This window comes from Massilia sp. 9I, from assembly GCF_902506415.1.
In the GTDB taxonomy this organism is placed as follows: domain Bacteria; phylum Pseudomonadota; class Gammaproteobacteria; order Burkholderiales; family Burkholderiaceae_D; genus Telluria.
In genome coordinates this window covers 5,188,602-5,215,089 of record NZ_LR733275.1, presented here as the reverse complement: position 1 = coordinate 5,215,089, position 26,488 = coordinate 5,188,602, and the positions used below count along the sequence as shown (strand labels likewise).

Here is a 26,488-nt window from a genome sequence, read left to right as displayed (position 1 = left end):
CAGTATAGGGGAAAACGGGGCGTGCGGCCACTGTTTGCGTCGTCCCAAAGGTGGATCATGGGGTTTTCGCGGCATTTGGCGGGGTGAATGATGAACACATTGATCAAAATTACAACACTCGCAGCGGCGCTGGCCCTGGGTGGCTGCGCCGGGCTGATCCGGCAGGCGCCCAGCCTGGGCGATCCGGTGGCGGTGGTCCAGCAGAAGATGGGCATGCCGACTTCGATCTACCGAATCGCGGACGAGCAGCTGTTCGAGTACGCGACCGGGCCCATGGGGCAGCAGACCTATATGGCGCGCATAGGGGCCGATGGGCGGCTGGTGTCCTACGAGCAGGTACTGACCGGCGAGAAGTTTGCGACCATCAAGGTCGACAGCGCAAACAAGGAAGATGTACTGCGCATAGTGGGAAAGCCGGCCGAGAAATCCTTCGTGGCGATGCGCGACTGGGAAGTGTGGTCCTACCGCTACAAGGAAGCGGGCGTGTGGAACTCGCTGATGCATGTGCATTTCGACAGGCAGGGTGTCGTGCGGCAGATGCTCAATGGGCCAGATCCCATGTACGAGCCGAAGGAAAAGATGGGCTGGTAGGTTCTATTTGTCGCGACCGCCGTCGCTGCGCACGAATTCCTCCACCGTGTCGAGGGTCGGCGCCAGGCTGCGCAGGGAGGTCGAGAGCGAGGCCACCAGGGTGGCGTGGCTGACGCCATCGTAGTAGACCTCGCGCACCGGCACGTGCGCCGCACGCAGCCGCTGCGCCATGGTGCCGGTGTTGCGCATTGGATTGACGACCGAATCCGATTTCGCCGCGATCAACAGGGCCGGCGGCGCCCTGGCGCCGACGTGGGCGAGCGGCTGCGAATCGGGCGGCGTGTCCGGGAAGTTGAAGACAGGACGCGTCGTCGGATTCTGGATCGGCAAGAAGTTGTAGGGCCCCGCCAGGCCGATCCAGCCGCGCAGCGCCTGCGGCTTGCTGCCCTGCTTCCCGAGCCAGCGATCGTCGAGCGCCAGCATGGCCGCGTTGTAGGCGCCGGCGCTGTGTCCCATCACGAACATGCGGGACGGGTCGCCGCCATAGCCGGCGATTTCGCGCCGGGTCCAGGCTACTGCCTGCGCTGCATCGTCGAGGAAATCCGGATAGCGTACTTGCGGATACAGGCGGTAATCCGGAATCACCACCACGAAGCCGCGCGCGGCGAGCGCCTGACCGACGAAGGCGTAGTCGCCGCGGCTGCCGCTGACCCAGTTACCACCAAAGAAGAAGACGATCACCGGCGCCTTGTCCACGCCGGTCGCCGGCTGATAGATGTCCAGCATGTGGCGCTCGCCAAGGGCGTAGGAAAGGGAAGACGTGCGCTTCGCTGCGCCATCGGGCGAGACCGCATTGACGATGGAGAGCGGGGAACAGGCGGAAAGTGCGCCCGCTAGCAGCAGGATGGCTGCAATGGATAGGGTGATGGCGGCTCGGGTCATGGGCCGAGTATATCGGGCCGATCCGGGACACCGCGCGCGTCAGCAGTCCGCTCGGCAAGGCTCGGATATGTTGTTAATGCAACACACCCGTGACGACTTTTGGTTTCCCGACAACATCGTCTTATCATAAAATATTGCCGTTTAGCACGACAATATATGCATCGCTACCCTTCGACGCGCCGGAAATGACTCCACGCGCGACGCTGTCCTGTACTCCCAGCGCCCGATTCAACAAAACAGCAAGGCAATCCGCATGAACCCAAGCGACCACCCAAGCCCGGGTAACCGGCTTTTCCTCAGCGCGGCCCGCAACAGCGCCAGCCCCAGCCTCCTCGCCGTGATTTTCTCCGTCGCCATGGGCCTGCTTCTGCCCTCCCTGGCCCACGCATGGCAGCTCAGCATCTGGTTCCCCTGCACAGGCAGCAAGGCCAAGGCCGAAAAGCGGACAACGGATATCCGCAGCTCCCTGGGAGTCAATACTGTCGGCATGAACATCGATGACATCGAGGACTTGTATTGCGTCACGCGGGAAAAATGCGTCGCCCTCGGCCATTGCAAAGCGTCTTCGCCTGAAGAACAGGCAGCGGCTGACAAGCTGAAAAAGCAACTGGCGGCGGAAGAAGCACGGATGCAGCGCGAACGCCAGGCCAAGGCCGCCCAGGCCGAACGCGACCGCGCGCTGGCGCGCCAGAAGGCCGAGGAGGAACGCCGGCAGAAGGAAGCCGCCGAGCTTGCCGAGAAAAAACGTCGCGAAAAAATGGTTGCGGACGATGCCCAGCGCCTGAAGCTCTCGGCCGCGGAAGCCAAGCGCCTGGTGGATGCGCGCGAGGAAGCCCGCAAGAAGATGCCCAAGCAGCCCGAGAAGTGCACGCTTGACTATCCCGCCTATTCGCAAAAACTGGACCTGACGCCCACCATCGTGCTGGAAGCCGAGGGCAGGAAAAACTACGCTGCGATCGACGCAGCAAAAATGTGCAATGGCCGCCCGGGCAAGCTCGACCCCATGCAGTGCGACAAACCAGCCGACTTCTTCGGCCTGAAGTTCGCCGCCTGCTCGGCAATGATGCATTGCCCTGCACGCCAGGAAACCAAGACCTGTGCCCGCGCCAGCGCCCAATAATCGAAAGCACCTCATGAAGCCTGTTCAGCGACTTTTCTCGCTCCTCCAAACCTGCGCCTTTGGCGTCCTGCTGGCGTCGTGCGCCACGACCATCCCCGGCCTCGAGGGAGAAGCCTGGCGCCAGTTCGCCGCGGCCGCCGATACCCAGTCGACCAGGACCGGCGCCGTCAGCCTGCAGTTCGCCTGGGAGATCCCGAAGCAGCGCCTGCTGATGCTCGCGCGTGCCGACGAAACCCGCATGGCCTTGTACCAGATCGAGCCCAAGGCGACGTTCAAGCCGGGCCAGGAAGGCGGACGCATCAACTGCTACACCCAGGGAAATGAGCTGTACTGCGCCGCTCCCGGCCAGGCCGCGCCCTCGCTCGTGGCGAGCCCTGGCGCCGACCTGTGGGCGGCGGTCCAGGCGCACGCCGCGAACCTGATCCCGAAACTGAACGCGGATGGCCGCACGCTGCTGCAGGCCCAGCTGGCCAGGCAGCGCCCCGGGCCGCGCATCGACATCACCCGGCAGCGCCACCCGTTCGAGTGGGGCGGCGAGCACGAGACCATCGAGAATGCGCAAGCCTTCCTTGAAGCCGTCACTGCGCAGGGCACGCCTTTCCGCAGCCTGTGGCCGCAGACGCCGGCCCTGGGATCGAACTGGAACGAGTGGCAGAACGAGAACGACAAAGTCACCCTGAAGACGACCGGCCGCTGCCTGAGCCTGGCCAGTTCGCCCTCGCGCACCGCCTTCCACACCAATCACGACTTCTGGGCAGCCGAGGGCGTGAAATTCCAGACGATCTACCGCTGGCAGCAGCCGATCGAGTGGGGCAATATCAAGGGCACCGAGGCGGACAAGGACGGCGTCTTCATGCACGGCCGCTACACCGGATCCTTCCAGGGCCAGGGGCTGGCCTACGTCAGCGGCTGGAGTCCTGACATCCTGACTGCAAATGCGACCAGGTTTGATCCCGCGAAGTACAGTGTCGCCGCGTGGAACCTCCACCTGCTGCTGCCGGCGACGAACGGCATGCGCGAGCGGGTCCATTACGCGGTTACCTACCTCAACCTCATGTGCGCCAAGGGCTGATCCGGCGCCGCGCCGGCCAGGTGCTTACACGCCCTGGGGATTGACCCGCTCCACCTTCGAGTGCAGCTTGTTCAGCCCCGACAGGTAAGCCTTGGCCGAGGCCACGATGATGTCCGGGTCGGCTCCGACGCCATTCACGATGCGCCCCGAGTGCGACAAACGAATCGTGACCTCGCCCTGCGATTGCGGCCCGTTGCTGATCGCATTAATCGAAAACAGCACCTGCTCCGCACCGCTCTTCACCACGCTCTCGATCGCACTGACCACCGCGTCCACCGGCCCGTCGCCCGAGGATTCGGCCGTCACTTCCCTGCCCTCCACCGCGAACACGACCTTCGCATGCGGCAGCTCGCCGGTCTCGGAGCGCTGCGCCAGCGACACCAGGCGATAAGTCTCGCCTTCCTGCGCATGGTCCTCGGCGGACACCAGCGCCATGATGTCCTCGTCGAAGATCTCGGCCTTGCGGTCGGCCAGCTCCTTGAAGCGGGCAAAGGCCGCATTCACTTCGGCTTCCGATTCCAGCTCGATGCCCAACTCCTGCAGGCGCGACTTGAAGGCGTTGCGGCCCGACAGCTTGCCCAGCACGATCTTGTTCGCGGTCCAGCCCACGTCTTCCGCGCGCATGATCTCGTAGGTCTCGCGCGCCTTCAGGATGCCGTCCTGGTGGATGCCCGAGGCGTGCGCAAAGGCGTTCGCCCCCACCACCGCCTTGTTCGGCTGCACCGCGAAGCCGGTGATCTGCGAGACCATTTTCGAGGCCGGCACGATCTGCGTGGTGTCGATCCCGACCGCCAGGTTGAAGTAGTCGTGGCGTGTGCGCAGCGCCATCACGACTTCTTCCAGCGAGGTGTTGCCCGCCCGTTCGCCGAGGCCGTTGATGGTGCACTCGATCTGGCGCGCGCCGCCGATGGCCACGCCGGCCAGCGAGTTGGCCACTGCGAGACCCAGGTCGTTGTGGCAGTGCACCGACCAGATGGCCTTGTCCGAGTTCGGCACGCGCTCGCGCAGGCGACGGATGCGTTCGCCGAACTGCTCGGGCACGGCGTAGCCGACGGTATCCGGGAAGTTGATGGTGGTCGCGCCTTCCGCGATGACCGCTTCCAGCACGCGGCACAGGAACTCCTCATCCGAGCGGCTGCCGTCCTCGGGCGAGAACTCGATGTCGTCGGTATGGTTGCGCGCGAAGCGGATCGCCAGCTTCGCCTGTTCCAGCACCTGCTCGGGCTCCATGCGCAGCTTCATCTGCATGTGCAGGGGCGAGGTCGCGATGAAGGTGTGGATGCGCTTGCGCGCGGCCGGGGCGAGCGCCTCGGCGGCGCGGGCGATGTCGCGGTCGTTGGCGCGCGACAGGGAGCAGATGGTGGACTCGCGCACACTTGCAGCAATGGCGCGGATGGCTTCGAAGTCGCCCGGCGAGGCGGCGGCAAAACCGGCTTCGATGACGTCCACCCGCAGGCGCTCGAGCTGGCGCGCGATGCGCACCTTCTCGTCCTTGGTCATGGAGGCGCCCGGCGACTGTTCGCCGTCGCGCAGGGTGGTGTCGAAAATAATCAGGCGGTTCTGGTCAGGCATTGCGGGCTCCGTATGCTAAACAAAGTTAGCGGGCGCCCTGCCCGACCCGAAGGTCCGCGCTAGCGGCGCACGCCGTCGTCCGGCTCGTCGTCGTCGAGCGGGATGATACTCACCGGCTTGCCCTTGGCTGCGCGCCAGGCAAACACGGCATATCCCGACAAGCCGTAAATCACAAAAATCGGCCACAGGACTTTCGGTGGGTCGATCGCCACCAGCGCGAAGCCGAGGGCAATCAGGAACACCACGATGAACGGCACCGACTTGCGGAAGTTCACGTCCTTGAAGCTGTAAAACGGTACGTTCGACACCATCGTCAGGCCCGCGAACACCGCGATGCCCCAGCTTACCCAGTCCACCTGGCGCGAGCTGACGTTGATGTCCGGGTCGGTCATCATCATGATGAAGCCGACCACCAGGGCCGCCGCCGCGGGACTCGGCAAGCCCTGGAAAAAGCGCTTGTCCACCACCTCGATGTTGGTGTTGAAGCGCGCCAGCCTCAGCGCCGCGCCCGCGCAGTACACGAAGGCGGCGATCCAGCCCAGCTTGCCCAGACCGCGCAGCGACCATTCATAAATCACCAGCGCCGGCGCGGCCCCGAAGGACACCATGTCCGACAGCGAGTCGTACTGCGCGCCGAACTCCGACTGGGTGTTGGTCAGGCGCGCAATGCGCCCGTCCAGCCCGTCCAGGATCATCGCGATGAACACCGCCCAGCACGCGTGCTCGAAGCGCTGGTTCATCGCCATCACAATGGCGTAGAAGCCGCAGAACAGCGCGCCGGTCGTGAATGCGTTCGGCAGCAGGTAGATACCGCGGCCGCGTTCGCCCTGGACTCGGTCTTCCGCGCGACGCCCGAAGCGTTTTTTCAAACGGGAAAATCGTGGCGCTTTGGGCGCTGCCCCCGGGGTGCGTCGTCGTGGAAAAGTTGGCATAAGGATCCGTATTCAAGTAATGCAGTTCCCAGCATTATAGAGGCGGGAAGCGCATGTTAGCGAATCGCTATGCTTACTTGAATCGCACCTTTCCTACCAGACGCATCTGCAGGGTCGTTTCTCCCGGTTCGAAGCTCGGTTCCGGCATCTGGTCCGCCGCTTCCTTCATGGCGCTGGCCCGCATCATCATCGGCGCCGGCGCAGCCTGCCCATCGCCCGCGTAATTGCCCGATCCCTCGAAATCGACCGTCTCGATCACGGCTGTGCGCAGCGAGCGCCCCATCGCGTTGGCGATCGAGGCCATGCGCTCGTTCAGGTTGCGGTAGGTGGCGGCGATACGCTGGTCGTCCAGGCGCTTTTCCAGTTCCGGGCTCAGGCCGAAGCTCACATTATTGATCTGCAGAACTTTCTGGGCGGCGGCGGCGGTCTTCGGCAGATCAGCCAGGTTGCTCGTCTTCACTTCCAGGTACTGGCCGACGCGCCAGGCGATCGGCACCGGCTTCACCGGCGCCACGGATGCCGGCTGCGGCATCGGCGGTACTTCGGGGTAAACCGGGTAGGTGTAGTAACCCATGGTCTTGAGCTCGGCCTTCGGATCGGCGCGGCGCACGATCTCGGTTCCCTCCTTCATCTTGCGGTTCACGCGCGCCGCAGCGGCATTCTTGTCCTTGTCGTGCTCTTCGACGGCGAAGGTAACGGTGGCCTGGTCGTTGGCATGCTTCACTTCGCCGAAGGCCGGCACCACGACCAGCGTCCCGGCGGTCGATACCCTGCCCGGGCCCTCGGGCGCGGCGGGGACGGTCTGCGCATGGGCCTGGAATGCGAGCACCAATGCGGCGGCGATGAGCGGTTTCGAGATCTTCATTTATTGTTCTCCAGTAAGTTACGACGGATGTCCGCGTCACTTATACGATACCGGCCCAGCAACTTGTATCGTGATTTTGTAATGGATCGTTGCAACTGAGCCTTGGGAGAAACACCTGTCTCGAATTGTCGCGGGGCACGGATCTCGCCGTGCCCCGCGGGTAGAGCTTAGTTTTTCGACTGGTCGACCAGCTTGTTCTTCGCGATCCACGGCATCATCGCGCGCAGCTTGGCACCGACTTCCTCGATCGGGTGCTCGGCGGTCAGGCGGCGGCGCGAGATCAGGGTCGGGGCGCCGGCCTTGTTCTCGAGGATGAAGCTCTTCGCGTACTCGCCGGTCTGGATGTCCTTCAGGCACTGGCGCATCGCATCCTTGGTGGCCGAGGTGACGACTTTCGGGCCGGTGACGTACTCGCCGTATTCCGCGTTGTTCGAGATCGAGTAGTTCATGTTGGCGATGCCGCCTTCGTAGATCAGGTCGACGATCAGCTTCAGTTCGTGCAGGCACTCGAAGTAGGCCATTTCCGGTGCGTAACCCGCCTCGGTCAGGGTTTCGAAGCCTGCCTTGATCAGCTCGACGGCGCCGCCGCACAGTACGGCCTGCTCGCCGAACAGGTCGGTCTCGGTCTCTTCGCGGAAGTTGGTCTCGATGATGCCGGCGCGGCCGCCGCCGTTGGCCATGGCGTAGGACAGCGCGATGTCGCGCGCCGAGCCGGATTTGTCCTGGTAGACCGCGACCAGGTGCGGCACGCCGCCGCCCTGGCGATAGGTGCCGCGCACGGTGTGGCCCGGCGCTTTCGGGGCGATCATGATGACGTCGAGGTCGGCGCGCGGCACCACCTGGCCATAATGCACGTTGAAGCCGTGGGCGAAGGCCAGCGCGGCGCCCTGCTTCGCGTTCGGTTCGACGTTGTTCTTGTAGACCTCGGCGATGTTCTCGTCCGGCAGCAGGATCATGATGACGTCGGCGTTTTTCACGGCTTCATCGACTTCCGCCACCTTCAGGCCGGCCGCTTCGACCTTGTTCCAGGACGCGCCGCCGCGGCGCAGGCCGACGGTGACGTTGACACCGGATTCGGAGAGGTTCTGCGCGTGGGCGTGACCCTGCGAGCCGTAGCCGATGATGGCGACGTTCTTGCCTTTGATGAGGGAGAGGTCGCAGTCTTTGTCGTAGAAAACTTTCATGATCATTCCTTAATTTTTAATGTATTGGGTGCGATTTGCTTCGCGTATCAGACTTTGAGGATGCGTTCGCCGCGGCCGATGCCGGAGCCGCCGGTACGGACGGTCTCGAGGATGGAGGCGCGGTCGATGGCGTCGATGAAGGCATCCAGCTTGCTCTTGGCGCCGGTCAGCTCGATCGTGTAGGTCTTTTCGGTCACGTCGATGATCCGGCCGCGGAAGATGTCGGCGGTGCGCTTCATTTCTTCGCGCTCCTTGCCGACCGCCCGCACCTTGATGAGCATGAGCTCGCGCTCGATGTGCTGCCCTTCGGTGAGATCGACCACCTTCACCACCTCGATCAGGCGGTTCAGGTGCTTGGTGATCTGCTCGATGATGTCGTCCGAGCCGCTGGTCACGATGGTCATGCGCGACAGGGTCGCGTCTTCGGTCGGGGCCACGGTCAGGGTTTCGATGTTGTAGCCGCGCGCCGAGAACAGGCCCACCACGCGCGACAGGGCGCCGGCTTCGTTCTCGAGGAGGACGGAAATGATGTGTCGCATTACAGGTCCTCCGAGCCGAGCAGCATTTCATTCAGGCCCTTGCCGGCCTTGACCATCGGCCAGACGTTCTCGCTCTGGTCGGTGATGAAGTTCATGAACACCAGGCGGTCCTTCATGGCGAAGGCCTCGCGCAGCGAACCCTCGACGTCGCCCGGCTTCTCGATGCGCATGCCGACGTGGCCATAGGCCTCCGCCAGCTTCTCGAAGTCCGGCAGCGAATCCATATAGGACTCGGAATAGCGCGAGCCGTAGTCGATCTGCTGCCACTGGCGGACCATGCCGAGGAAGCGGTTGTTCAGCAGGATGATCTTCGGGGTCAGGTGATACTGCTTGCAGGTCGCGAGCTCCTGGATGCACATCTGGATCGAGCCCTCGCCGGTGACGCAGGCGACGGTCGCATCCGGGTTCGCCATCTGCACGCCCATCGCGTACGGCAGGCCGACGCCCATGGTGCCCAGGCCGCCCGAGTTGATCCAGCGGCGCGGCTTGTCGAAGCCGTAGTACTGCGCGGCCCACATCTGGTGCTGGCCGACGTCCGAGGTGATGAAGGCGTCGCCGTCCGTCACGCGGTGCAGCTGCTCGATCACCGACTGCGGCTTGATCAGTTCATTGGATGGCGCATAGGCCAGGCATTCCTTGCCGCGCCACTCGGCGATCTGCTTCCACCAGGCTTGCAGCGCGTTGGCGTTCGGCTGCGCCGGGCTGGCGTCCAGCTGCGACAGCAGCTCGACCAGCACGTCCTTGACGTTGCCGACGATCGGAATGTCGACCTTCACGCGCTTCGAGATCGACGATGGGTCGATGTCGATGTGGATGATCTTGCGCGGGTTGGAGGCGAAGTGTTTCGGGTTGCCGATCACGCGGTCATCAAAACGGGCGCCGATGGCGATCAGGACGTCGCAGTGTTGCATCGCCATGTTCGCTTCGTAGGTGCCGTGCATGCCCGGCATGCCGACGAAATGCGGGCTGGACGAGCGCGAGGCGCCCAGGCCCATCAGCGTGTTCGTGACCGGGAAGCCGGTCTTCTCGACCATGCGGTTCAGCTCATTCGAGGCGTTCGCCAGGATGACGCCGCCGCCCGCATAGATCATCGGGCGCTCGGCCTGCTGCAGCAGCTGCACGGCCTTGCGGATCTGGCCGGCATGGCCCTTGTCGACCGGCTTGTACGAACGCATCTCGATCTCGCGAGGGTAGTCGTACACGCACTTGTGCATGCTGATGTCCTTCGGGATATCGACCAGCACGGGGCCGGGGCGGCCGGTACGGGCGATAAAGAAGGCTTTCTTGATGGTCGATGCCAGTTCCTTGACGTCCTTGACCAGGAAGTTGTGCTTGACCACCGGGCGGGTGATACCGACGGTATCGCATTCCTGGAAGGCATCCTGGCCGATCGCATGACTCGGCACCTGGCCGGAAATCACGACCATCGGGATCGAATCCATGTAGGCCGTCGAGAGGCCGGTGACGGCATTGGTCACGCCCGGACCGGAGGTCACGAGGGCGACGCCGACGGTGTTGGAGCTGCGCGAATAGGCGTCTGCGGCGTGGACCGCGGCCTGTTCGTGACGGACCAGGACGTGCTGGAACTTGTCCTGTTTGAAGATGGCGTCGTAGATATAGAGGACTGCCCCGCCGGGATAACCGAAGACGTGCTTGACGCCCTCTTCCGCGAGACAACGCACCACAATTTCAGCACCCGTGATCGGGGCTGATGTTTCGTTATTCATGTTCATTCCTTTCAAGACCCAATGGGAATTTGATCGGATGCCCGTTCCTAACGAGGTGCCAAGTGCGCAACAACCCTCATGCGTCCCTTCTCTCTGCGGTCGCGACTGTGCTTCGGGTCACCGTAGGGACCTTACGCACGGGCGCTGGGCGCAACTCGTTCGGCTTGAGTGTTTGTGGCGTTCTTGTGCATCTCTCGCGCTTTTGGCGCGGGTCGGAGCAAACTGCCTACAAATGAAAGCGCGTCAGTCCGGAGATGGCTTGTGGGCCGTAACCGGGTGACCGGAGAGCTTTGGGGATGCAAAGCGTTGGAACACATTACTGCGTTGCACCATTTTGGTCAAGGGCATAAAGAAGATTATTTTTATTGAACCAAAATGGTGCGGCAACACGGTGGGGCTAGCGCTGCATGCCCCAGCGGCGGATGGTGAAGCGCTCCAGGGTCTGGAACACGATGTGTTCGACAGCCAGCCCAATGAGGATGACGGCGGCCAGGCCGGCGAAGACCTTGTCGGTGAAGAGTTCGTTGCGGCTCTGGAAGATGTACCAGCCCAGTCCACCCTGCCCCGAGGTGCTACCAAAAACCAACTCAGCAGCGATCAGGGTGCGCCATGCAAAAGCCCAGCCGATCTTCAGGCCGGACAGGATCGAGGGCAAGGCGGCCGGGATCAGGATCTGCAGCACCATGCACAAACCGCCCAGTCCGTAGTTGCGGCCGGCCATACGCAGGGTGTCGGGCACCGAGCGGAAGCCCGCGGTGGCGTTCAGGGTCAGCGGCCACAGCACGGAGTGGACGAGCACCATCAGCAGGCTGCCCTTGCCCAGGCCGAACCACAGCAGCGCCAGCGGCAGCAGCGCGATTGCCGGCAGCGGGTTGAACATCGAGGCCAGGGTATCGATCAGCTCGCGGCCGACCTTGCCCGAGACCGCCAGCCAGGTCAGCAGGAAGGCGCCGCCGACGCCGAGTACGAAGCCCTGGGTCAGCACCTTCAGCGAGACGCTCACATAGCCCCACAGCTCGCCCGAAGCGACACCTGCGGCAAAGGCCTTGCCGGTCTGGATGGCGCCGGGCAGCAGCAAATCGTTGTCGAACCAGCGCGCCAGCGCTTCCCAGATGACCGCGATGGCGAGCAGGATCAGGAGCTTGCGCAGCCAGGCGAGGTCCGGCAGGGTGAACGTGGGTGCTTGAGGAATCGACGGTACCGATCGAGGCGCCGATAGCGGAACATCGAGGACGTACTCAGGCCGGATTGGCGGATTAACCATGTGCCACTCCCGTAGGGTGGGCGGATTCCCCGCCCACGCGGTCGCCACCGTCACCAAACAACAATCCATGGATCCGCTGCGTCGCCGCCTGGAATTCCGCGCTGCCCGCGCTGGCGAGACTGAATTGATGACTGTTAAGCTCCGCCCTCACCCGCCCCGGGTGCGGCGACAGCAGCAGGATGCGGTTGCCCACCACCAGCGCTTCCTCGATCGAGTGCGTCACGAACAGCATGGTGAAACCAATCTCGTCCCACAGCGCCTGCAGCTCTTCCTGCATGGTGCGGCGGGTCAGCGCATCGAGCGCCGCGAAAGGCTCGTCCATCAGCAGGATGGACGGCTGCATCGCCAGCGCCCGCGCAATTGCCACGCGCGCCTTCATCCCGCCCGACAGCGTGTGCGGATAGGCATCCGTAAAGCGCGCCAGCCCGACCTTGCCGAGCCAGTGACGCGCGCGCTGGTCCGCCTCCTTGCGCTTCACGTCGCTGGCGAGCATCGGGAACATGACGTTTTCGCGCACGGTCTTCCAGGGCGGCAGCTGGTCGAACTCCTGGAACACGACGATCCGGTCCGGACCCGGCCGGGTGATCGCCTTGCCGTCCAGCCTCAAGCTGCCCGCCTGCGGCGCGATGAAACCGCCCACCGCTTTCAGCAGGGTCGACTTGCCGCAGCCGGACGGCCCCAGCAGCACGAAGCGGTCGCCGCGGTGCACGTCGAAGCTGACGTCCTCGGTGGCGCGCACGATGCCGCGCTCGCCCCGGTACTCGAGCGTGACGTGCTCGGCCCGCAGCAATGGCTCGGACGGCGGCACCAGGTTCAGCGGGCTCATGATCAGCTTCCCTTATCCAGTGCCGGATGGGCGAAGAAGTAGTCGCGCCAGCTGGCCGGCTTGGTCTTGATCGCACCGACTTCGTGCAGGAACTGCGCTAGCCCGAGGGTATTCTGCGGCGCCACCTTGAACTGCACCTGCGGGTTCTTGATCACCTTGATCAGGAGATTGCGGTCGATATTGCCCTTGTTGACGCGCAGGTAGGCGTCCGCCGCCGCTTCCGGGTTGCTGGAGGCCAGCTGCGCCGCTTCCACCAGGGCGTCGATGAAGGCGCGGTAGGTCTTCGGGTTCTCCTTGACGTACTTTTCGGTGGCGTACAGCACGGTGGCCGAGCTCGGGCCGCCCAGCACCTCATAGGAGTTGAGCACGATGTGCGCTGCCGGATTGCCGGCCAGTTCCTGCTCCTGGAAGGGTGGATTGCCGAAGTGGGCGTTCAGCTCGGTCTTGCCGGCGATCAGCGCGGCCGCCGCGTCCGGGTGCGGTACGGTCTGGGTGATCGGGTCGAGCTTCTTGAACTCGGCCTTGCCCCACTGCTTGGCGGCGGCCATCTGCAGGATGCGCGCCTGCACCGACACCGTCACGGCCGGCAGCGCGATACGGTCCTTCTGGCTGAAGTCGGCGATGCTTTTCACCGCCGGGTTGGTGCTGACCAGGTAATACGGGAAGTTGCCCAGGGAGGCCACCGCGCGCACGTTCTGGCGGCCGGCGGTGCGGTCCCAGATGGTGAACAGCGGCCCCAGGCCGGCGCCGGCCACGTCGATCGAGCCCGACAGCAGCGCGTCATTGACGGCCGAGCCGCCCGACAGCTTGACCCAGTCGACGTCGATGTCGACGCCCTGCTTCTTGCCGTGCTTCTCGATCAGCTTCTGGTCCTGCGCCACGTTCAGCAGCAGGTAGACGATGCCGAACTGCTCGGCGATGCGGATCTTGCCTTCAGCCTGGGCGGTCGAGGACACGCCGAGGGCCAGCGCGGCCGCAGCGGCCACGAATTTCATTTTTAGCGTCATGTTATTTTCCGGTTCAGAAAGGGACGTCGCCCTCGATGGTCGTGCGGTAGAGCTTGCGGCGCTGCTCTTGCGGGAACGCGGTCGCCAGGTGCATCAGCGAGCGGTTGTCCCAGAACACCATGTCTTTCGGCTGCCACTGGTGGCGGTAGACGAATTCCGGGCGGGTGCTGTGGGCGAACAGCTCATCGAGCAGCGCGCGGCTGCGCTCTTCCGGCAGGCCGACGATGCAGGTAGTGAAGTGCTCGCTCACGAACAGGGCGCGGCGGCCGGTCTCCGGATGGGTGCGCACCACCTTGTGCACGGCCGGCACCACCTCGTCGATCTGCTCCTGGGTCAGCTTCGGCCGCCACGGGTTGCGCTGGCGCAATTCTTCGTATTTCGCCAGGTAGCTATGCTCGGCCTGCAGATCCTCGATCTCGCGCTTGAGCCGCTCCGGCAGCGCGTCGTAGGCTGCGTGCTGGTTGGCGAACAGGGTGTCGCCGCCCTCCGTCGGCAGCTCCTGCGCGTGCAGCATCGAACCCAGGCTCGGCACCGCCTTGTACGACAGGTCCGAGTGCCAGAAATGGCCGGCGTCGCCCAGGCCGATCGGCTGGCCGTTTTCGCGGATGTTCGAAATCACCAGCACTTCTTCCTGCTCGGGCAGCTGGAACTGGCGCAGCACGTGGATCTGCAGCGGGCCGAAGCGGCGGCTGAAGGCCACCTGCTCGGCCGGGGTGATGGACTGGTCGCGGAACACCAGCACGTGGTGGTCCAGGTGGGCGCGGTGCAGGCGGCGGAAATCCTCCTCGCCGAGCGGGCGGCCGAGGTCGAGCCCGAGCACTTCGGCGCCGAGCGGCTGGTTGACGAGGGGGCGGATGTCGAAATCCTGGCGGGGCGAATCGAGCGGCATGATGGCTAAGCTTGAGTGAACCTGATTCCAGAATAGCCACGCACAACTGCCTCAACAACGAATCATTTCGACTAAGCTCCTGCGTTTTTTGACAGCCTAGAAGGTGCCCACTAAGTAAGCAATGCGCGATTTCGATGCGTGAAACATGGTTTTTTGCTAGGATTCGATAGTTTTCCTTACGGCATTCGCATCAAGCGCCCTTCCAACAACGCATGGCCACAGACAAAGAACTCAACGACTTCCTTGCGAATGTCGAACGGCGTGCGTTCAAGCAGGCGGTGTATGCGGTCCGCAAGGACGAATCGGCGCTGGACATCGTGCAGGATGCGATGATCAAGCTGGCCGAAAAATACGGCGACAAGCCGGCCGCCGAACTGCCGATGCTGTTCCAGCGCATCCTGCAGACCACCATCCTCGATTACTTCCGCCGCGAAAAGGTCCGGAATACCTGGGTCAGCCTCTTTGGGGGCTTCAGCCGGCAGGAGGGAGACGATGAGGAATTTGATATACTTTCTTCCTATGAAGCGGAGGAAGGAACGGCTGCCGCCGAGTCGAGTGCCGATCAGTTCGAGCGCGCCCAAACCTTGCGCCTGATCGAAGAAGAAGTGGAAAAGCTCCCAGCGCGTCAACGGGAAGCCTTCCTCATGCGTTACTGGCAGGATATGGACGTGGCCGAGACGGCCGAAGCGATGGGTTGCTCCGAGGGAAGCGTAAAAACGCACTGTTCCCGCGCAACCCACGCCCTCGCCGAGGCGCTCAAGGCCAAGGGAATCAAGCTATGAACACGGACGACATCAACCTGGCGTACAAGATACGCCATGCCCTGAACGAGAACCTCGACGCGCTGCCGGTTTCGACAACCGAGCGGCTGGCTGCGGCACGCGCGCTCGCCTTGTCACGCAAGAAGCCTGACGCGGCGCCCGTCAAAGCCGGCAAGCGCCCGCTGTTCGACTTCAATGCCCTCTTCACCGGCCCGGCACTGGCGCGCATCGCCGTTGCGGTCCCGATGCTGGCGCTGGTCATCGGCATGGGCGGCGTGTACCAGTACGAGCAGCAGCAGCGCCTGGCCGCGATGGCCGAAATCGACGCCGCCGTGCTGGCCGACGAGCTGCCGCTGACCGCGTACCTCGACCATGGCTTCAACGCCTACGTGGAGTCGCAACAGCGCCAGCAATGACGAAAACCGCGCCGAAGCCCCGCATCGCCGTTGTTGCAACTGCGGCAGCGGTCTTGATTGCCGGGGCTGCGACCTGGGCGGTCTACAACCGGTCCGAATCCACCGCGCCTGCCGCCCGCGGCGCAGGCAGCCCTCCGACGACCGCTGCCGGCGCCAAGCCACCCGCCAAGACCCTCGACAAGCCGCTCTGGCGCGAACTGACGCGCTCCCAGCAGGCCGCGCTCAAGCCACTGCAGCCCGAATGGGATGGCCTGGACGGCATGCGCAAGCGCCGCTGGCTCGAACTGTCGGCCCGCTTCGCCTCCATGACCCCGGCCGAGCAGCAGCGCGTGCACGAGCGCATGCGCCAGTGGATGCGCCTCACGCCCGCACAGCGCAACCTGGCGCGCGAAAACTTCAACAAGACCCGCAAGCTCGATCCCGGCCAGAAAGCCGCGACCTGGGAGAGCTACAAGCAGCTGTCCGAGGAAGAAAAGCGTCGCCTGGCCCGCGCCGGCGCAGCGCCGGGGGCGCCCGCATTGCCGCATTCGCCCGTCATCGCCGCGCCGACCAGCTGCCCGCCGGGCGCCGTCCGCCGCGGCCTCTCGTGCATGTTGCCCACGCCGGCGGCCCCTGCCACGGCCGCCAGTCCCACCCCGGCGCCGCCCGCCGCAGCGCCGGCATCTAACCCAGCCGCCTCTGCCACCGCCGCCCCTTCCGTCCAGAATGCCCCCAATGCCAGCAGCCCAAGCAGCGCCAGCAACGCCACCAACTAAGACGGCGAGGGTCGAGACGCCGAGCGTGCGGCGCCGCCTGATGGCGATGGTGTACGAGGCCTTCTGCCTGTTCGCGGTGGGCGCGTTCGCGATCGGGCTGTACATGCTGCTGACCCTGAACAGCCAGCACCCGCTGGCCAAGTTCGGCATGAACCTGTGGCTGATCGGCGTCGCCGGCGCCTACTTCATGTGGTGCTGGATCGACAGCGGCCATACGCTGGCCATGAAGACCTGGCGCATGAAGGTGGTCAAGCCCGGCCACCACAAGCTGCCGTTCAGGACGGCGCTGCTGCGCTACGTGCTCGCCTGGGGCTGGTTCGCGCCCGCGTTGGCCGTGTGCTGGGCCTTCGGCCTGCACAAGCCCGGCCAGATTGGGATCGCGCTCGCGATCGGGATCGTGCCCTGGGCGATGACTGCGCTGTTCGACAGGGACCGCCAGTTCCTCCATGACCGCCTGGCCGGGACGCTCCTGATCGCGCTGCCGAAAAAGGCCAAGCGCTAAGCGGCTCCTCTTGCTGCGTGGCATTCGAACGCGGCAAGGGCAAAAACACCGGAATAATCGCAGGCTTCAGATATCCATCTTGAAGAAAGGTGAGCCATGGAGCTATCAAACATCCGCGTCGTCATCATGGGCGCATCGAGCGGCATCGGCGCCGCGACGGCCGTCGCCTTTGCGCGTGAAGGCGCCCGGCTGGTGCTCGGCGCGCGCGGCAAGGAAGGCCTGGACGACGTGGCGCGCCGTTGCCGCGAAGCCGGCGGCGTGGCCGAGGCGCTGGTGGTGGATGCGATCGACGCCGACGCGGTCGCCGACTTCGCCCGCAAGGCGCGCGCTATCCTGGGCAGGATTGACCTGTGGTTCAGCAATGTCGGCGCCGGCGCGGTCGGCAAATATGCCGAAGTGCCGATGAGCGACCACCGGCGCGTGATCGAGACCAACCTCATCACCCACATGAACGACGCCCACGCGGTGATGCCGATCTTCCTCGAGCAGGATCGCGGGATCTGGGTCAACATGATCTCGGTCGGCGGTTTCGTCGCCTCCCCTTACGCCGCGGCCTACACAGCCAGCAAGTACGGCCTGCGCGGCTTCAGCGAGGCCCTGCGCGCCGAACTGGGCAAGCGGCCGAACATCCACGTGTGCGACGTGTATCCGACCTTCGTCGATACGCCGGGATTCCGCCACGGCGCCAACTATACGGGCGCGAAGCTGTCCTATCCACCGGGTGTGCTGGCGCCTGAAAAGGTGGCGGATGCGGTCGTCGCCCTGGCGCGCCATCCCCGCCCTACCTCGGCGGTGGGGGCGCCGGCCCTGCTGTTCAGGCTGACGAATTTTGCGACGCCGAACCTGGTGGCTTCCGGCATGAACGCCTTCCTGGACCGGTGGGCAAGGCGCGCAGAGCGCGTGCCGGAGACGCGCGGGACGCTGTACGCGCCATCACACGGCGCGAGCGGCATCCACAGCGGACAGCGGCGCCCGGAACCCTCCAACAAGGCGATGGTGGCGGGCGCCGTAGCGCTGGCGGCTCTACTTGGGGTGCAGCTGCTGCGCAAGCGCTCGGACTAGAAGCGCTCGTAGTCCAGCAGGTAGCGCCACTGGCCTGGCTGCAGGCCGGCCATCGGCACGCGTCCGATGCGGATGCGGCGCATCTCGACGATCTCCAGGCCCACTTCGCGGCACATGTGGTCGATCAGGCCCGGCTTGACGCCCTTGAGGGCGAAACGCAGGCGGTGCTCGTTCTGCCAGCTGACCTTCATCGGCGCGATCGGCTTGCCGTTGAAATGCAGGCCGTGGTTCAGCAGCGCCAGGCCGCCTTCCTTGATCGTGCCGGTGACGTCGACGATGTATTCCTGCTCGACGCGCTCGCCCTCTTCCACCAGCTTGCGCGTCACGCGGAAGTCCTGGGTCAAGACCACCAACCCGCTCGCATCCGTTTCCAGCGGCGAGGTCAGGGTCAGTTTGGCCAGATGACGCTTGAGGAAGCGCGGCTGGCCGTGGCCCTGCGCCAGCGATTCCTCCGTCAGGCAGCCAAGAGCAGGCTCGCCACGCGCGCCGACGCCGGAATTGAAACCGGCCGGCTTGTGCAGCAGGATGGTCACCGGCGGCGCTTCTTCCGCCGATGCACCCGGCAGCACGCGCACCTCCTGCGACGGCAGGACGCGGCTGGCGGGGTCTTCGACGACCTTGCCGTCGACGCTGACGCCGCCGCCGGCGATGTAGCGCTCGGCCTCGGCGCGCGAGCAGCCCAGCTGCGCGGCGACGCGCTTGGCCAGGCGGATGGCGTCGTCCGCTTTATTTTCCATGCTCATGCGCGCCAATCAGCGAAGAAGGCCTTGAACACCTCGACGGTGCGCGCCACGTCGGCGGCGCTCACGTCCAGGTGCGTCACCAGGCGGGTACGCGGGCCGATCGAGGCGCGGATCTGCGCGCGCGCCAGGGCTTGGCGCAGCGGCTCGCAAGCGGCGGCCGGGATGTCCAGCCAGAAGATGTTGGTCTGCGGGGTGCCGACGTTCAGCACCGAAATCTCGGACAGGCCGCGCGCCAGCGCAGCGGCGTTGTCGTGATCTTCCGCCAGGCGCTGCACGTTGTGCTCCAGCGCGTACTGCGCGGCTGCCGCCAGCACGCCGGCCTGGCGCATGCCGCCGCCCAGCATCTTGCGCCAGCGCTTGCCCTGCTCGATGAAGGCCTTCGGGCCCAGCAGCACGGAGCCGACCGGTGCACCCAGGCCCTTCGACAGGCAGACCGAGACGGTATCAAAGCCCTTGACCACGTCGCGCAGGCTGATGCCCTGCTTGACGGCCGCATTGGCGATGCGGGCGCCGTCCAGGTGGGTGGCCAGGCCCTTGCTGTGCGCCAGATCGGTCGCTGCCTTCACGTAGTCCTGCGACAGCACGCGGCCGCCGATGGTGTTTTCCAGCGCCAGCAGGCGGGTGCGCGCGAAGTGCATGTCGTCGGGCTTGATGTAGGCCTCGATGTCCGACAGCGAGATCGAGCCGTCCGGCTGGTTGGCGATCGGCTGCGGCTGGATCGAACCGAGCACCGCGGCGCCGCCGCCTTCGTATTTGTAGGTGTGCGCTTCCTGGCCGACCAGGTACTCGTCGCCGCGGCCGCAATGGGTCATCAGCGCGATCAGGTTGGTCTGGGTGCCCGACGGTGCGAACATGCCGGCCTCATAGCCGAACAGGTCGGCGGCGTAGTCCTGCAGGCGGTTGACCGAGGGGTCGTCGGCGTACACGTCATCGCCGACGTCGGCGGCCGCCATGGCGGCACGCATGGCTTCGGAAGGTTGGGTGACGGTGTCGCTGCGCAGGTCGATCCACTTCTGGTTCATGTCGCTCATGTCGTTCTCAGTCTGCAGTTACGGGTGTGTAGAAACGCTGCTTCATTTCGTCGAGGCCCAGTTCGGCCATCACTTCCTGCAGGCGCTCGGTCGGGCGGCGGCGCGGCAGGTTCTTGTAGGTCGCCACGATGAGCTCATTCTTCATCGAGTGCTCCCAGCCTACCAGTTCGGTCACGGTCACCTGGTAGCCGTGCGCTTCCAGCTGCAGGCAGCGCATCACGTTGGTGATCTGGCTGCCGAACTCGCGGGTGTGGATCGGGTGGCGCCAGATCTCGGTCAGCGCACTGCGGCCCAGGTCCTTGCCCTTGTTCTTGCGCAGCACGCTCGCCACTTCGGCCTGGCAGCACGGCACGAGCACCATGTGCTTGGCCTTCTTCTTCAGCGCGAAGTCGATCGCGTCGTCGGTGGCCGTGTTACAGGCGTGCAGTGCGGTGACGATGTCGATCGTCTCGGGCAGCTTGTCGGAGGTAGTCGATTCCGCCACCGACAGCGGCAGGAAGGACATGCCGCCGAAGCCCAGGCGCGCCGCCAGCTCGGCCGATTTACTCACCAGCTCTTCGCGCGTTTCGATGCCGTAGATGTGCGAGCCGTCTTCCAGGCCTTTGAAGAACAGATCGTACAGGATGAAGCCGAGGTAGGATTTGCCGGCGCCGTGGTCGACCAGCGAGACCGTCCCCTTCTCGGCGCGGACATCCTTCAGCAGCGGCTCGATGAAGTTGTACAGGTGGTAGACCTGCTTGAGCTTGCGGCGGCTGTCCTGGTTCAGTTTGCCGTCGCGCGTGAGGATGTGGAGTTCCTTCAGCAGCTCGATCGACTGGCCGGGACGGACCTCCGGTGGCAGCTCGGGCGCTGCCGTGGGTTTGGGTGTTTGCTTAGCGTGCTTCATCGATCCATGCTGCCTGAATGGCTTCCAGTACGCGTTCACCGCCGCGCGTGCGGTCGTCGCCGAAGCCGTCGAGACCGACGACCCAGTTGTGCAGGTCGACGAAGCGCACGGTGGCGGGGTCGACGTCCGGATACTTCTCGTACAGGGCCTCGGCGATGGCCGAGACGTCAGTCCACTTCATGGCAGTCCTCCTGCTCAGTGGTTCTTCTCTGCTGCGTGGTTGATGGTGTATTTCGGGATCTCGACGACCAGGTCTTCCTCGGCGACGATCGCCTGGCAGGACAAGCGCGAGTTCGGCTCCAGGCCCCAGGCCTTGTCCAGCATGTCCTCTTCCTTTTCTTCCTGCTCGTTCAGCGAATCGAAGCCTTCGCGCACGATCACGTGGCAGGTGGTGCAGGCGCAGACGCGGTCGCAGGCGTGCTCGATCTCGATGTCGTTTTCCAGCAGGACGTCGCAGATCGACTTGCCGGCCGGGGATTCCAGGACGGCGCCGTCAGGGCAGAAGACTGGATGAGGGAGGATGACGATTTGTGGCACTTGATAACCTCGTATTATGTTTTTCGTAGGGTGGGCGGCTTGCCGCCCACGCGGTGATCGTTACCGCGTGGGCAGGAAACCTGCCCACCCTACCTATAGATAACGCTTAGACCTCGTCCAGCGACTTGCCCGCCAGGACCTTGCGGACACTCTTGTCCATGCGGCGTGCCGCGAATTCTTCGGTGCCCCGGGCCAGTGCCTGGACCGCCGCATGCAGCCCGTCCTGGCGCTGCCCTGCTTCGATCGACGTGTCGTTCGAGCGATGGACTGCGTCGCGCACGCCGTGCACCAGCTTGGCCACTTCGTCCTGCTCCGCGTCGCTCAGCAGCTCGGCATCCAGATCCAGCGCCGATTGCGTGGCCAGCAGGATGCGCTCGGCCTCGACCTGCTCTTCGCGCAGCGCGCGCATCTGCATGTCGCCCTGCGCCGAGCTGTACGAGTCCTGCAGCATGCGCGCCACTTCGTCGTCGCCCAGGCCGTAGGACGGTTTCACAGTAATCGAAGCTTCCACACCCGAGCGGGTCTCGCGCGCCGACACCGACAGCAGGCCGTCGGCATCGACCTGGTAGGTCACGCGGATGCGCGCAGCGCCGGCCGCCATCGGCGGGATACCGCGCAGCTCAAAGCGCGCCAGCGAACGGCAGTCCGACACAAGCTCGCGCTCGCCCTGCACCACGTGCACCGCCAGTGCGGTCTGGCCGTCCTTGAAGGTGGTGAATTCCTGCGCGCGTGCGCACGGGATGGTCGAGTTGCGCGGGATGATCTTTTCGACCAGGCCGCCCATGGTCTCGATGCCGAGCGACAGCGGGGTCACGTCCAGCAGCAGCCAGTCGTCGCCTTCGGCGCGGTTACCGGCCAGCAGGTTGGCCTGGATGGCGGCGCCCAGCGCCACCACCTTGTCCGGGTCGATGTTCGCGTGCGGGATGGTGTGGAAGAACTCGGACACCGCGCGGCGCACGTGCGGCATGCGGGTCGCGCCGCCCACCATGACCACGCCGTCGACGTCTTCGACGCTCACGTCGGCGTCGCGCATCGCCTTGCGGATCGCATTCATGGTCTTGCCGACCAGGTGCTTGGTGATCTCGGCGAAGGTGTGCGCGGTGATGGTCACCTGCACGATCTCGCCCGATTTCAGGATCGCTTCGATCGTGGTTTCTTCATTGGTCGACAGCAGCTCCTTGGCCTGGCGCGCTTTCACCATCAGGGTCGCGGTGTCCTGCTCGGACAACGGTGCCAGCTTGGCCTGCTCGTTGATCCAGCAGAACAGGCGGTGGTCGAAGTCGTCGCCGCCCAGGGCCGAGTCGCCGCCGGTGGACAGTACTTCGAACACGCCTTTCGACAGCTTGAGGATCGAGATGTCGAAGGTGCCGCCGCCAAGATCATAGACCGCGTAGACGCCTTCCTTGCCGTGGTCGAGGCCATAGGCAATGGCGGCGGCGGTCGGTTCGGACAGCAGGCGCAGCACATTGATGCCGGCCAGCTGGGCGGCGTCCTTGGTGGCCTGGCGCTGGGCGTCGTCGAAGTAGGCCGGCACGGTGATCACGGCGCCGACCAGGTCGTCGCCGAGCGAATCTTCGGCGCGCTGGCGCAGCGTGGCCAGGATCTGGGCCGAGGTCTCGACCGGGCTCTTGACGCCGGCGACCGTGTTGATCTGGACCATGCCGGGTGCGTCGACGAAATCGTACGGCAGGTTCTCGGCGTGGGCGATGTCCTTCAGGCCGCGGCCCATGAAGCGCTTGACCGAGACGATGGTGTTCTTCGGGTCCTGGGTCTGGCAGGCCTGGGCCTTGTGACCGATGTTGGCGTTGCCGTTCGGGAGATAACGCACGACCGATGGCAGCAGCGAACGGCCGTCCTCGTCGCTCAGCACTTCCGGGCTGCCGCTGCGGACGGTCGCAACCAGCGAGTTGGTGGTGCCCAGGTCGATGCCGACCGCCAGGCGGTGCTGGTGCGGGGCGGTGGACATGCCGGGTTCGGCGATTTGGAGTAGTGCCATTGTCGTGTTACCTGTTTATTTTTCTGTGCTGCCATGTGGGCGGGGCCGTTCATGCCATCGGCACAAACGACCCCGCGCATGAAACGGACATCCCTTACGCGTCGATCGCTTCGAACGCGTACTGTACCTCTTCCCCGAATTTATCGAGGAACATCAGGGCGCGCACGGTCTGCGCCGCGCCGTGATAGTCGCCGGCATCGAGCTGTCTGCCGGCCTGCTCAAGCATCCCCTTGCGTTCGCGACGCACCTGGGCGTCGAGCCCATCCAGTGCACCCGCATCCTTCACCGCGCGCGCTTCTTCCAGCTCCTCACGCCATTCCATCTGCTGCATCAGGAAGGCTGGCGGCATCGCCGTGTTCGACTCGGTCTGCAAGTCGACGCCGTTGAGCTCGCAGAGGTACTGCGCCCGCTTCTGCGGATTGCGCAGCGTCTGGTAGGCCTCGTTGGCGCGCGTCGCCCACTGCATGGCGACGCGCTTTTCGGCGTCGGTGGCGTTGACGAAGCGGTCCGGGTGCACGCGGCCCTGGACTTCGCGGTAAGCCGCGTCCAGCGCATTGCCGTCGACCGCGAACGTGGCGGGCAGCTGGAACAGCTCGAAGTGGTTCTGCATAGTCGGCTTGGATGCTCCCTTAGATGCGGAAGCTTTCGCCGCAGCCGCAGTTGTCCTTGACGTTCGGGTTGTTGAAGCGGAAGCCTTCGTTCAGGCCTTCGCGCGCGAAGTCCAGTTCGGTGCCGTCGATGTAGGGCAGGCTTTTCGGGTCGACGAAGACCTTCACGCCGTGCGACTCGAAGACCTTGTCGTCCGGGGTCGCATCATCGACGTACTCGAGCTTGTAGGCCAGGCCGGAGCAGCCGGTCGTGCGCACACCGAAGCGCAAGCCGATGCCCTTGCCCCGGCGTTCGAGGTAACGGTTGACGTGCTTCGCGGCTTTTTCAGTCAGGGTGATTGCCATTACGCTTGCTCCAGTCTGTGCTAACTATTACGCCTTCTCGGCGTGCTTTGCCTTGTAATCGGCCACGGCGGCCTTGATCGCGTCTTCTGCCAGGATCGAGCAGTGGATCTTCACCGGCGGCAGCGCCAGCTCTTCGGCGATCTGGGTGTTCTTGATCGCCAGCGCTTCGTCCAGCGACTTGCCCTTGACCCATTCGGTCACGAGCGAGCTCGATGCGATGGCCGAACCGCAGCCGTAGGTCTTGAACTTCGCGTCTTCGATCAGGCCCTGGTCGTTGACCTTGATCTGCAGCTTCATCACGTCGCCGCAGGCCGGCGCGCCGACCATGCCGGTGCCGATCGCATCGTCGCCCTTGTCGAAAGCGCCGACGTTGCGCGGGTTTTCGTAGTGGTCCAGTACTTTGTCCGAATATGCCATTTTGATGCTCCTAGTGTTCTTGAATTAGTGGGCTGCCCATTGGATCGAATTCAAGTCGATCCCTTCTTTGAACATGTCCCACAGCGGCGACAGTTCGCGCAGTTTGCCGACCTTCGACTTCAGCAGGTCGATGGCGAAGTCGATGTCCTCTTCGGTCGTGAAGCGGCCGATGGTGAAGCGGATCGAGCTGTGCGCAAGTTCGTCGCTGCGGCCCAGGGCGCGCAGCACGTAGGACGGCTCCAGCGAGGCCGAGGTGCAGGCCGAGCCCGAGGACACGGCGATGTCCTTGATCGCCATGATCAGCGACTCGCCTTCGACGTAGTTGAACGAGACGTTCAGGTTGTGCGGCACGCGGTGGTCCATGTCGCCGTTGATGTAGACCTCTTCGATCTCCAGCAGGCCCTTGGCCAGGCGGTCGCGCAGCGCTTTTACGCGTGCGAGTTCCGACGCCATCTCTTCCTTGGCGAGGCGGAAGGCTTCGCCCATGCCCACGATCTGGTGGGTCGGCAGCGTGCCCGAACGCAGGCCGCGCTCGTGGCCGCCGCCGTGCATCTGCGCTTCCAGGCGCACGCGCGGCTTGCGGCGCACGTACAGGGCGCCCACGCCTTTCGGGCCGTAGGTCTTGTGCGCGGTGAAGGTCATCAGGTCGCATTTGGTCTTGTTCAGGTCGATCTCGACCTTGCCGGTCGCCTGCGCGGCGTCGCAGTGGAAGATGATGCCCTTCGAGCGGCACAGTTCACCGATTTCGTCGATCGGCTGGATCACGCCGATCTCGTTATTCACCAGCATGACCGAGACCAGGATGGTGTCCGGACGGATCGCGGCTTCCAGCTGGGCGACGGTGATCAGGCCGTTATCCTGCGGCTCGAGGTAGGTCGCCTCGAAACCCTGGCGCTCCAGTTCACGCACGGTGTCCAGCACGGCCTTGTGCTCGGTCTTGACCGTGATGATGTGCTTGCCCTTGGTCTTGTAGAACTGGGCAGCGCCCTTCAAGGCCAGGTTGTTCGATTCGGTCGCGCCCGAGGTCCAGATGATCTCGCGCGGATCGGCGCCCACCAGGGCCGCCACGTTGGCGCGCGCTTCCTCGACCGCCGCTTCGGCGCTCCAGCCGTACATGTGGCTGCGCGACGCCGGATTGCCGAACTGCTCGCGCAGGTAGGGAATCATCTTGTCGGCCACGCGCGGATCGATCGGCGTCGTCGCCGAGTAATCCATGTAGATCGGGAAATGCGGCGCAGTCACGAAGCTCTGCTCGGTTTGTTTGTCCAAAGGCGCGTTCATCTGTTTACTCCGGTTTCAACTCAGTTTTGTACGGCGGCGCTGGCGGCGGCACGGTGCACCACCACGACGTTTTGTTCTTTCTGCTTCTGCTGGTCGACCAGGTCTTGCAGCGAGACCGAATCGAGGTAGTCGACCATCTTGGCGTTCAGCGTGGTCCACAGTTCGTGGGTCATGCAACGGGTACCGGAAGCAGCGTCGGCGCCGTGACAATTTTCTTTGCCGCCACACTGGGTGGCATCGAGCGGCTCGTCGACCGCGATGATGATGTCGGCCACCGTCACCTTGTCGGCCGAGCGGGCCAGGCTATAGCCGCCGCCGGGGCCGCGGATCGACTCGACGATCTCGTGGCGGCGCAGCTTGCCGAACAGTTGCTCCAGGTACGACAGCGAAATGGCCTGGCGCTGGCTGATGCCCGACAGCGTAACCGGACCATTGCCCTGGCGCAGGGCAAGATCGATCATCGCGGTAACAGCAAAACGGCCTTTGGTGGTCAGACGCATCACAACCCCGGTTAGTGTTAAAATATTGCTCTTATCCAAACATCGGTGCGGCGCAACAAACAATCTGTTGATGTCGCTTATTGAATAACCCGATTAGTTGAATGATTTAGTCAAGTATAGCAAATCCTGACTCGCTTGTCTTGGAGGCCCCCAAAACCGCGGGGCCTGCCCCCTCCCC

30 protein-coding genes are annotated in these 26,488 nt (G+C 64.5%); 8 read left to right on the top strand and 22 right to left on the bottom strand.

All coding sequences use genetic code 11. The features are described 5' to 3' along the window. Positions 1 to 87 precede the first annotated feature (87 nt). Positions 88 to 591, top strand: coding sequence for a hypothetical protein (locus GV068_RS23370; RefSeq protein ID WP_308637575.1), 504 nt, complete (start codon positions 88 to 90; stop codon positions 589 to 591). Positions 592 to 594: 3 nt separating this feature from the next. Here the strand turns inward: GV068_RS23370 and GV068_RS23365 are convergent, their stop codons facing one another. Then, a complete protein-coding gene (locus GV068_RS23365) occupies positions 595 to 1,473 on the bottom strand; it encodes an alpha/beta hydrolase (RefSeq protein ID WP_159703666.1) in 879 nt (292 codons plus the stop codon). A gap of 253 nt (positions 1,474 to 1,726) precedes the next feature. On the opposite strand from GV068_RS23365, the gene GV068_RS23360 reads away from it, so the two are divergent. Both GV068_RS23360 and GV068_RS23355 read left to right on the top strand, forming a co-directional pair. Then, complete coding sequence (locus GV068_RS23360; protein ID WP_159703663.1) at positions 1,727 to 2,593, top strand: hypothetical protein; 867 nt, start codon at positions 1,727 to 1,729, stop codon at positions 2,591 to 2,593. 13 nt (positions 2,594 to 2,606) lie between these two features. After that, positions 2,607 to 3,665, top strand: coding sequence for a hypothetical protein (locus tag GV068_RS23355; RefSeq protein WP_159703660.1), 1,059 nt, complete (start codon positions 2,607 to 2,609; stop codon positions 3,663 to 3,665). A 24-nt stretch (positions 3,666 to 3,689) separates the two neighbouring features. Here the strand turns inward: GV068_RS23355 and GV068_RS23350 are convergent, their stop codons facing one another. From GV068_RS23350 to GV068_RS23305, 10 genes are all read right to left on the bottom strand, one after another. Further along, positions 3,690 to 5,237 (bottom strand): 2-isopropylmalate synthase, encoded by a 1,548-nt coding sequence (locus tag GV068_RS23350; RefSeq protein ID WP_159703657.1) that lies wholly within the window; start codon positions 5,235 to 5,237, stop codon positions 3,690 to 3,692. A gap of 59 nt (positions 5,238 to 5,296) precedes the next feature. Further along, on the bottom strand, positions 5,297 to 6,169 hold the full coding sequence (gene pssA, locus GV068_RS23345; protein WP_159703654.1) for a CDP-diacylglycerol--serine O-phosphatidyltransferase: 873 nt from the start codon (positions 6,167 to 6,169) through the stop codon (positions 5,297 to 5,299). 73 nt (positions 6,170 to 6,242) lie between these two features. Beyond that, entirely contained in the window at positions 6,243 to 7,034 is a 792-nt protein-coding gene (locus tag GV068_RS23340; RefSeq protein ID WP_159703651.1) for an SIMPL domain-containing protein, read from the bottom strand. 167 nt (positions 7,035 to 7,201) lie between these two features. Then, complete coding sequence (gene ilvC, locus GV068_RS23335) at positions 7,202 to 8,218, bottom strand: ketol-acid reductoisomerase (protein ID WP_159703648.1); 1,017 nt, start codon at positions 8,216 to 8,218, stop codon at positions 7,202 to 7,204. A 47-nt stretch (positions 8,219 to 8,265) separates the two neighbouring features. Further along, positions 8,266 to 8,757: an acetolactate synthase small subunit gene (ilvN, locus tag GV068_RS23330; RefSeq protein ID WP_027867685.1), complete on the bottom strand. Its 492-nt coding sequence runs from the start codon at positions 8,755 to 8,757 to the stop codon at positions 8,266 to 8,268. Beyond that, positions 8,757 to 10,484, bottom strand: coding sequence for an acetolactate synthase 3 catalytic subunit (locus GV068_RS23325; protein ID WP_159703645.1), 1,728 nt, complete (start codon positions 10,482 to 10,484; stop codon positions 8,757 to 8,759). The genes ilvN and GV068_RS23325 overlap by 1 nt, the downstream gene beginning before the upstream one ends. 397 nt (positions 10,485 to 10,881) lie before the next feature. Next, complete coding sequence (locus GV068_RS23320; RefSeq protein WP_159703642.1) at positions 10,882 to 11,748, bottom strand: ABC transporter permease; 867 nt, start codon at positions 11,746 to 11,748, stop codon at positions 10,882 to 10,884. Next, positions 11,741 to 12,574: an ABC transporter ATP-binding protein gene (locus tag GV068_RS23315; RefSeq protein WP_159703639.1), complete on the bottom strand. Its 834-nt coding sequence runs from the start codon at positions 12,572 to 12,574 to the stop codon at positions 11,741 to 11,743. Before GV068_RS23315 ends, GV068_RS23320 begins: the two co-directional genes overlap by 8 nt. Positions 12,575 to 12,576: 2 nt before the next feature. Then, positions 12,577 to 13,581, bottom strand: coding sequence for an ABC transporter substrate-binding protein (locus tag GV068_RS23310; protein WP_159703636.1), 1,005 nt, complete (start codon positions 13,579 to 13,581; stop codon positions 12,577 to 12,579). Positions 13,582 to 13,594: 13 nt separating this feature from the next. After that, positions 13,595 to 14,470, bottom strand: coding sequence for a TauD/TfdA family dioxygenase (locus tag GV068_RS23305; RefSeq protein ID WP_159703633.1), 876 nt, complete (start codon positions 14,468 to 14,470; stop codon positions 13,595 to 13,597). Between the two features lie 212 nt (positions 14,471 to 14,682). On the opposite strand from GV068_RS23305, the gene GV068_RS23300 reads away from it, so the two are divergent. The 5 genes from GV068_RS23300 (at position 14,683) to GV068_RS23280 (ending at position 17,966) form a co-directional block, all read left to right on the top strand. Next, complete coding sequence (locus GV068_RS23300; protein WP_159703630.1) at positions 14,683 to 15,252, top strand: RNA polymerase sigma factor; 570 nt, start codon at positions 14,683 to 14,685, stop codon at positions 15,250 to 15,252. Then, the gene (locus GV068_RS23295) at positions 15,249 to 15,647 is read left to right on the top strand and encodes a DUF3619 family protein (protein WP_159703627.1); all 399 of its coding nucleotides are present in this window, start codon (positions 15,249 to 15,251) and stop codon (positions 15,645 to 15,647) included. The genes GV068_RS23300 and GV068_RS23295 overlap by 4 nt, the downstream gene beginning before the upstream one ends. Beyond that, entirely contained in the window at positions 15,644 to 16,402 is a 759-nt protein-coding gene (locus GV068_RS23290) for a DUF3106 domain-containing protein (RefSeq protein ID WP_159703625.1), read from the top strand. Before GV068_RS23295 ends, GV068_RS23290 begins: the two co-directional genes overlap by 4 nt. A 25-nt stretch (positions 16,403 to 16,427) precedes the next feature. Beyond that, positions 16,428 to 16,904, top strand: a complete 477-nt coding sequence (locus tag GV068_RS23285; RefSeq protein WP_229464443.1) for an RDD family protein — start codon at positions 16,428 to 16,430, stop codon at positions 16,902 to 16,904. Positions 16,905 to 17,000: 96 nt separating this feature from the next. Then, complete coding sequence (locus GV068_RS23280; protein WP_159703619.1) at positions 17,001 to 17,966, top strand: SDR family oxidoreductase; 966 nt, start codon at positions 17,001 to 17,003, stop codon at positions 17,964 to 17,966. On the opposite strand, the gene GV068_RS23275 is transcribed toward GV068_RS23280, so the two are convergent. The 11 genes from GV068_RS23275 to iscR form a co-directional block, all read right to left on the bottom strand. Further along, the gene (locus GV068_RS23275; RefSeq protein ID WP_373888429.1) at positions 17,963 to 18,703 is read right to left on the bottom strand and encodes an rRNA pseudouridine synthase; all 741 of its coding nucleotides are present in this window, start codon (positions 18,701 to 18,703) and stop codon (positions 17,963 to 17,965) included. The genes GV068_RS23280 and GV068_RS23275 overlap by 4 nt on opposite strands. A gap of 2 nt (positions 18,704 to 18,705) precedes the next feature. Further along, positions 18,706 to 19,740, bottom strand: coding sequence for a low-specificity L-threonine aldolase (gene ltaE / locus GV068_RS23270; protein WP_159703613.1), 1,035 nt, complete (start codon positions 19,738 to 19,740; stop codon positions 18,706 to 18,708). A 7-nt stretch (positions 19,741 to 19,747) separates the two neighbouring features. Then, on the bottom strand, positions 19,748 to 20,626 hold the full coding sequence (locus GV068_RS23265; protein WP_159703610.1) for an SAM-dependent methyltransferase: 879 nt from the start codon (positions 20,624 to 20,626) through the stop codon (positions 19,748 to 19,750). After that, on the bottom strand, positions 20,613 to 20,807 hold the full coding sequence (iscX, locus tag GV068_RS23260; protein ID WP_159703607.1) for a Fe-S cluster assembly protein IscX: 195 nt from the start codon (positions 20,805 to 20,807) through the stop codon (positions 20,613 to 20,615). The genes GV068_RS23265 and iscX overlap by 14 nt, the downstream gene beginning before the upstream one ends. Positions 20,808 to 20,821: 14 nt before the next feature. After that, positions 20,822 to 21,163, bottom strand: a complete 342-nt coding sequence (gene fdx, locus GV068_RS23255; protein WP_159703604.1) for an ISC system 2Fe-2S type ferredoxin — start codon at positions 21,161 to 21,163, stop codon at positions 20,822 to 20,824. Between the two features lie 106 nt (positions 21,164 to 21,269). Next, a complete protein-coding gene (hscA, locus tag GV068_RS23250; RefSeq protein ID WP_159703601.1) occupies positions 21,270 to 23,159 on the bottom strand; it encodes a Fe-S protein assembly chaperone HscA in 1,890 nt (629 codons plus the stop codon). Positions 23,160 to 23,253: 94 nt separating this feature from the next. Then, positions 23,254 to 23,769, bottom strand: coding sequence for a Fe-S protein assembly co-chaperone HscB (gene hscB, locus GV068_RS23245; protein ID WP_159703598.1), 516 nt, complete (start codon positions 23,767 to 23,769; stop codon positions 23,254 to 23,256). Between the two features lie 19 nt (positions 23,770 to 23,788). Beyond that, on the bottom strand, positions 23,789 to 24,112 hold the full coding sequence (gene iscA, locus GV068_RS23240) for an iron-sulfur cluster assembly protein IscA (protein ID WP_159703595.1): 324 nt from the start codon (positions 24,110 to 24,112) through the stop codon (positions 23,789 to 23,791). A 27-nt stretch (positions 24,113 to 24,139) separates the two neighbouring features. Next, positions 24,140 to 24,529, bottom strand: coding sequence for a Fe-S cluster assembly scaffold IscU (gene iscU / locus GV068_RS23235; protein WP_036213867.1), 390 nt, complete (start codon positions 24,527 to 24,529; stop codon positions 24,140 to 24,142). 24 nt (positions 24,530 to 24,553) lie between these two features. Further along, a complete protein-coding gene (locus GV068_RS23230; RefSeq protein WP_159703592.1) occupies positions 24,554 to 25,810 on the bottom strand; it encodes an IscS subfamily cysteine desulfurase in 1,257 nt (418 codons plus the stop codon). 20 nt (positions 25,811 to 25,830) lie between these two features. Beyond that, positions 25,831 to 26,310 carry a Fe-S cluster assembly transcriptional regulator IscR gene (gene iscR, locus GV068_RS23225; protein WP_159703589.1) on the bottom strand — a complete coding sequence of 160 codons (480 nt, stop codon included), beginning with the start codon at positions 26,308 to 26,310 and terminating at the stop codon, positions 25,831 to 25,833. Positions 26,311 to 26,488: the final 178 nt, after the last annotated feature.

Excerpts from the sequence above, each read along its gene's own strand:
- GV068_RS23370 (WP_308637575.1), top strand. The coding sequence starts at position 88 with ATGATGAACACATTGATCAAAATTACAACACTCGCAGCGGCGCTGGCC.
- GV068_RS23365 (WP_159703666.1), bottom strand. The coding sequence starts at position 1,473 with ATGACCCGAGCCGCCATCACCCTATCCATTGCAGCCATCCTGCTGCTA.
- GV068_RS23360 (WP_159703663.1), top strand. The coding sequence starts at position 1,727 with ATGAACCCAAGCGACCACCCAAGCCCGGGTAACCGGCTTTTCCTCAGC.
- GV068_RS23355 (WP_159703660.1), top strand. The coding sequence starts at position 2,607 with ATGAAGCCTGTTCAGCGACTTTTCTCGCTCCTCCAAACCTGCGCCTTT.
- GV068_RS23350 (WP_159703657.1), bottom strand. The coding sequence starts at position 5,237 with ATGCCTGACCAGAACCGCCTGATTATTTTCGACACCACCCTGCGCGAC.
- pssA (WP_159703654.1), bottom strand. The coding sequence starts at position 6,169 with ATGCCAACTTTTCCACGACGACGCACCCCGGGGGCAGCGCCCAAAGCG.
- GV068_RS23340 (WP_159703651.1), bottom strand. The coding sequence starts at position 7,034 with ATGAAGATCTCGAAACCGCTCATCGCCGCCGCATTGGTGCTCGCATTC.
- ilvC (WP_159703648.1), bottom strand. The coding sequence starts at position 8,218 with ATGAAAGTTTTCTACGACAAAGACTGCGACCTCTCCCTCATCAAAGGC.
- ilvN (WP_027867685.1), bottom strand. The coding sequence starts at position 8,757 with ATGCGACACATCATTTCCGTCCTCCTCGAGAACGAAGCCGGCGCCCTG.
- GV068_RS23325 (WP_159703645.1), bottom strand. The coding sequence starts at position 10,484 with ATGAATAACGAAACATCAGCCCCGATCACGGGTGCTGAAATTGTGGTG.
- GV068_RS23320 (WP_159703642.1), bottom strand. The coding sequence starts at position 11,748 with ATGGTTAATCCGCCAATCCGGCCTGAGTACGTCCTCGATGTTCCGCTA.
- GV068_RS23315 (WP_159703639.1), bottom strand. The coding sequence starts at position 12,574 with ATGAGCCCGCTGAACCTGGTGCCGCCGTCCGAGCCATTGCTGCGGGCC.
- GV068_RS23310 (WP_159703636.1), bottom strand. The coding sequence starts at position 13,581 with ATGACGCTAAAAATGAAATTCGTGGCCGCTGCGGCCGCGCTGGCCCTC.
- GV068_RS23305 (WP_159703633.1), bottom strand. The coding sequence starts at position 14,470 with ATGCCGCTCGATTCGCCCCGCCAGGATTTCGACATCCGCCCCCTCGTC.
- GV068_RS23300 (WP_159703630.1), top strand. The coding sequence starts at position 14,683 with ATGGCCACAGACAAAGAACTCAACGACTTCCTTGCGAATGTCGAACGG.
- GV068_RS23295 (WP_159703627.1), top strand. The coding sequence starts at position 15,249 with ATGAACACGGACGACATCAACCTGGCGTACAAGATACGCCATGCCCTG.
- GV068_RS23290 (WP_159703625.1), top strand. The coding sequence starts at position 15,644 with ATGACGAAAACCGCGCCGAAGCCCCGCATCGCCGTTGTTGCAACTGCG.
- GV068_RS23280 (WP_159703619.1), top strand. The coding sequence starts at position 17,001 with ATGGAGCTATCAAACATCCGCGTCGTCATCATGGGCGCATCGAGCGGC.
- GV068_RS23275 (WP_373888429.1), bottom strand. The coding sequence starts at position 18,703 with ATGGAAAATAAAGCGGACGACGCCATCCGCCTGGCCAAGCGCGTCGCC.
- ltaE (WP_159703613.1), bottom strand. The coding sequence starts at position 19,740 with ATGAGCGACATGAACCAGAAGTGGATCGACCTGCGCAGCGACACCGTC.
- GV068_RS23265 (WP_159703610.1), bottom strand. The coding sequence starts at position 20,626 with ATGAAGCACGCTAAGCAAACACCCAAACCCACGGCAGCGCCCGAGCTG.
- iscX (WP_159703607.1), bottom strand. The coding sequence starts at position 20,807 with ATGAAGTGGACTGACGTCTCGGCCATCGCCGAGGCCCTGTACGAGAAG.
- hscA (WP_159703601.1), bottom strand. The coding sequence starts at position 23,159 with ATGGCACTACTCCAAATCGCCGAACCCGGCATGTCCACCGCCCCGCAC.
- hscB (WP_159703598.1), bottom strand. The coding sequence starts at position 23,769 with ATGCAGAACCACTTCGAGCTGTTCCAGCTGCCCGCCACGTTCGCGGTC.
- iscA (WP_159703595.1), bottom strand. The coding sequence starts at position 24,112 with ATGGCAATCACCCTGACTGAAAAAGCCGCGAAGCACGTCAACCGTTAC.
- iscU (WP_036213867.1), bottom strand. The coding sequence starts at position 24,529 with ATGGCATATTCGGACAAAGTACTGGACCACTACGAAAACCCGCGCAAC.
- GV068_RS23230 (WP_159703592.1), bottom strand. The coding sequence starts at position 25,810 with ATGAACGCGCCTTTGGACAAACAAACCGAGCAGAGCTTCGTGACTGCG.
- iscR (WP_159703589.1), bottom strand. The coding sequence starts at position 26,310 with ATGCGTCTGACCACCAAAGGCCGTTTTGCTGTTACCGCGATGATCGAT.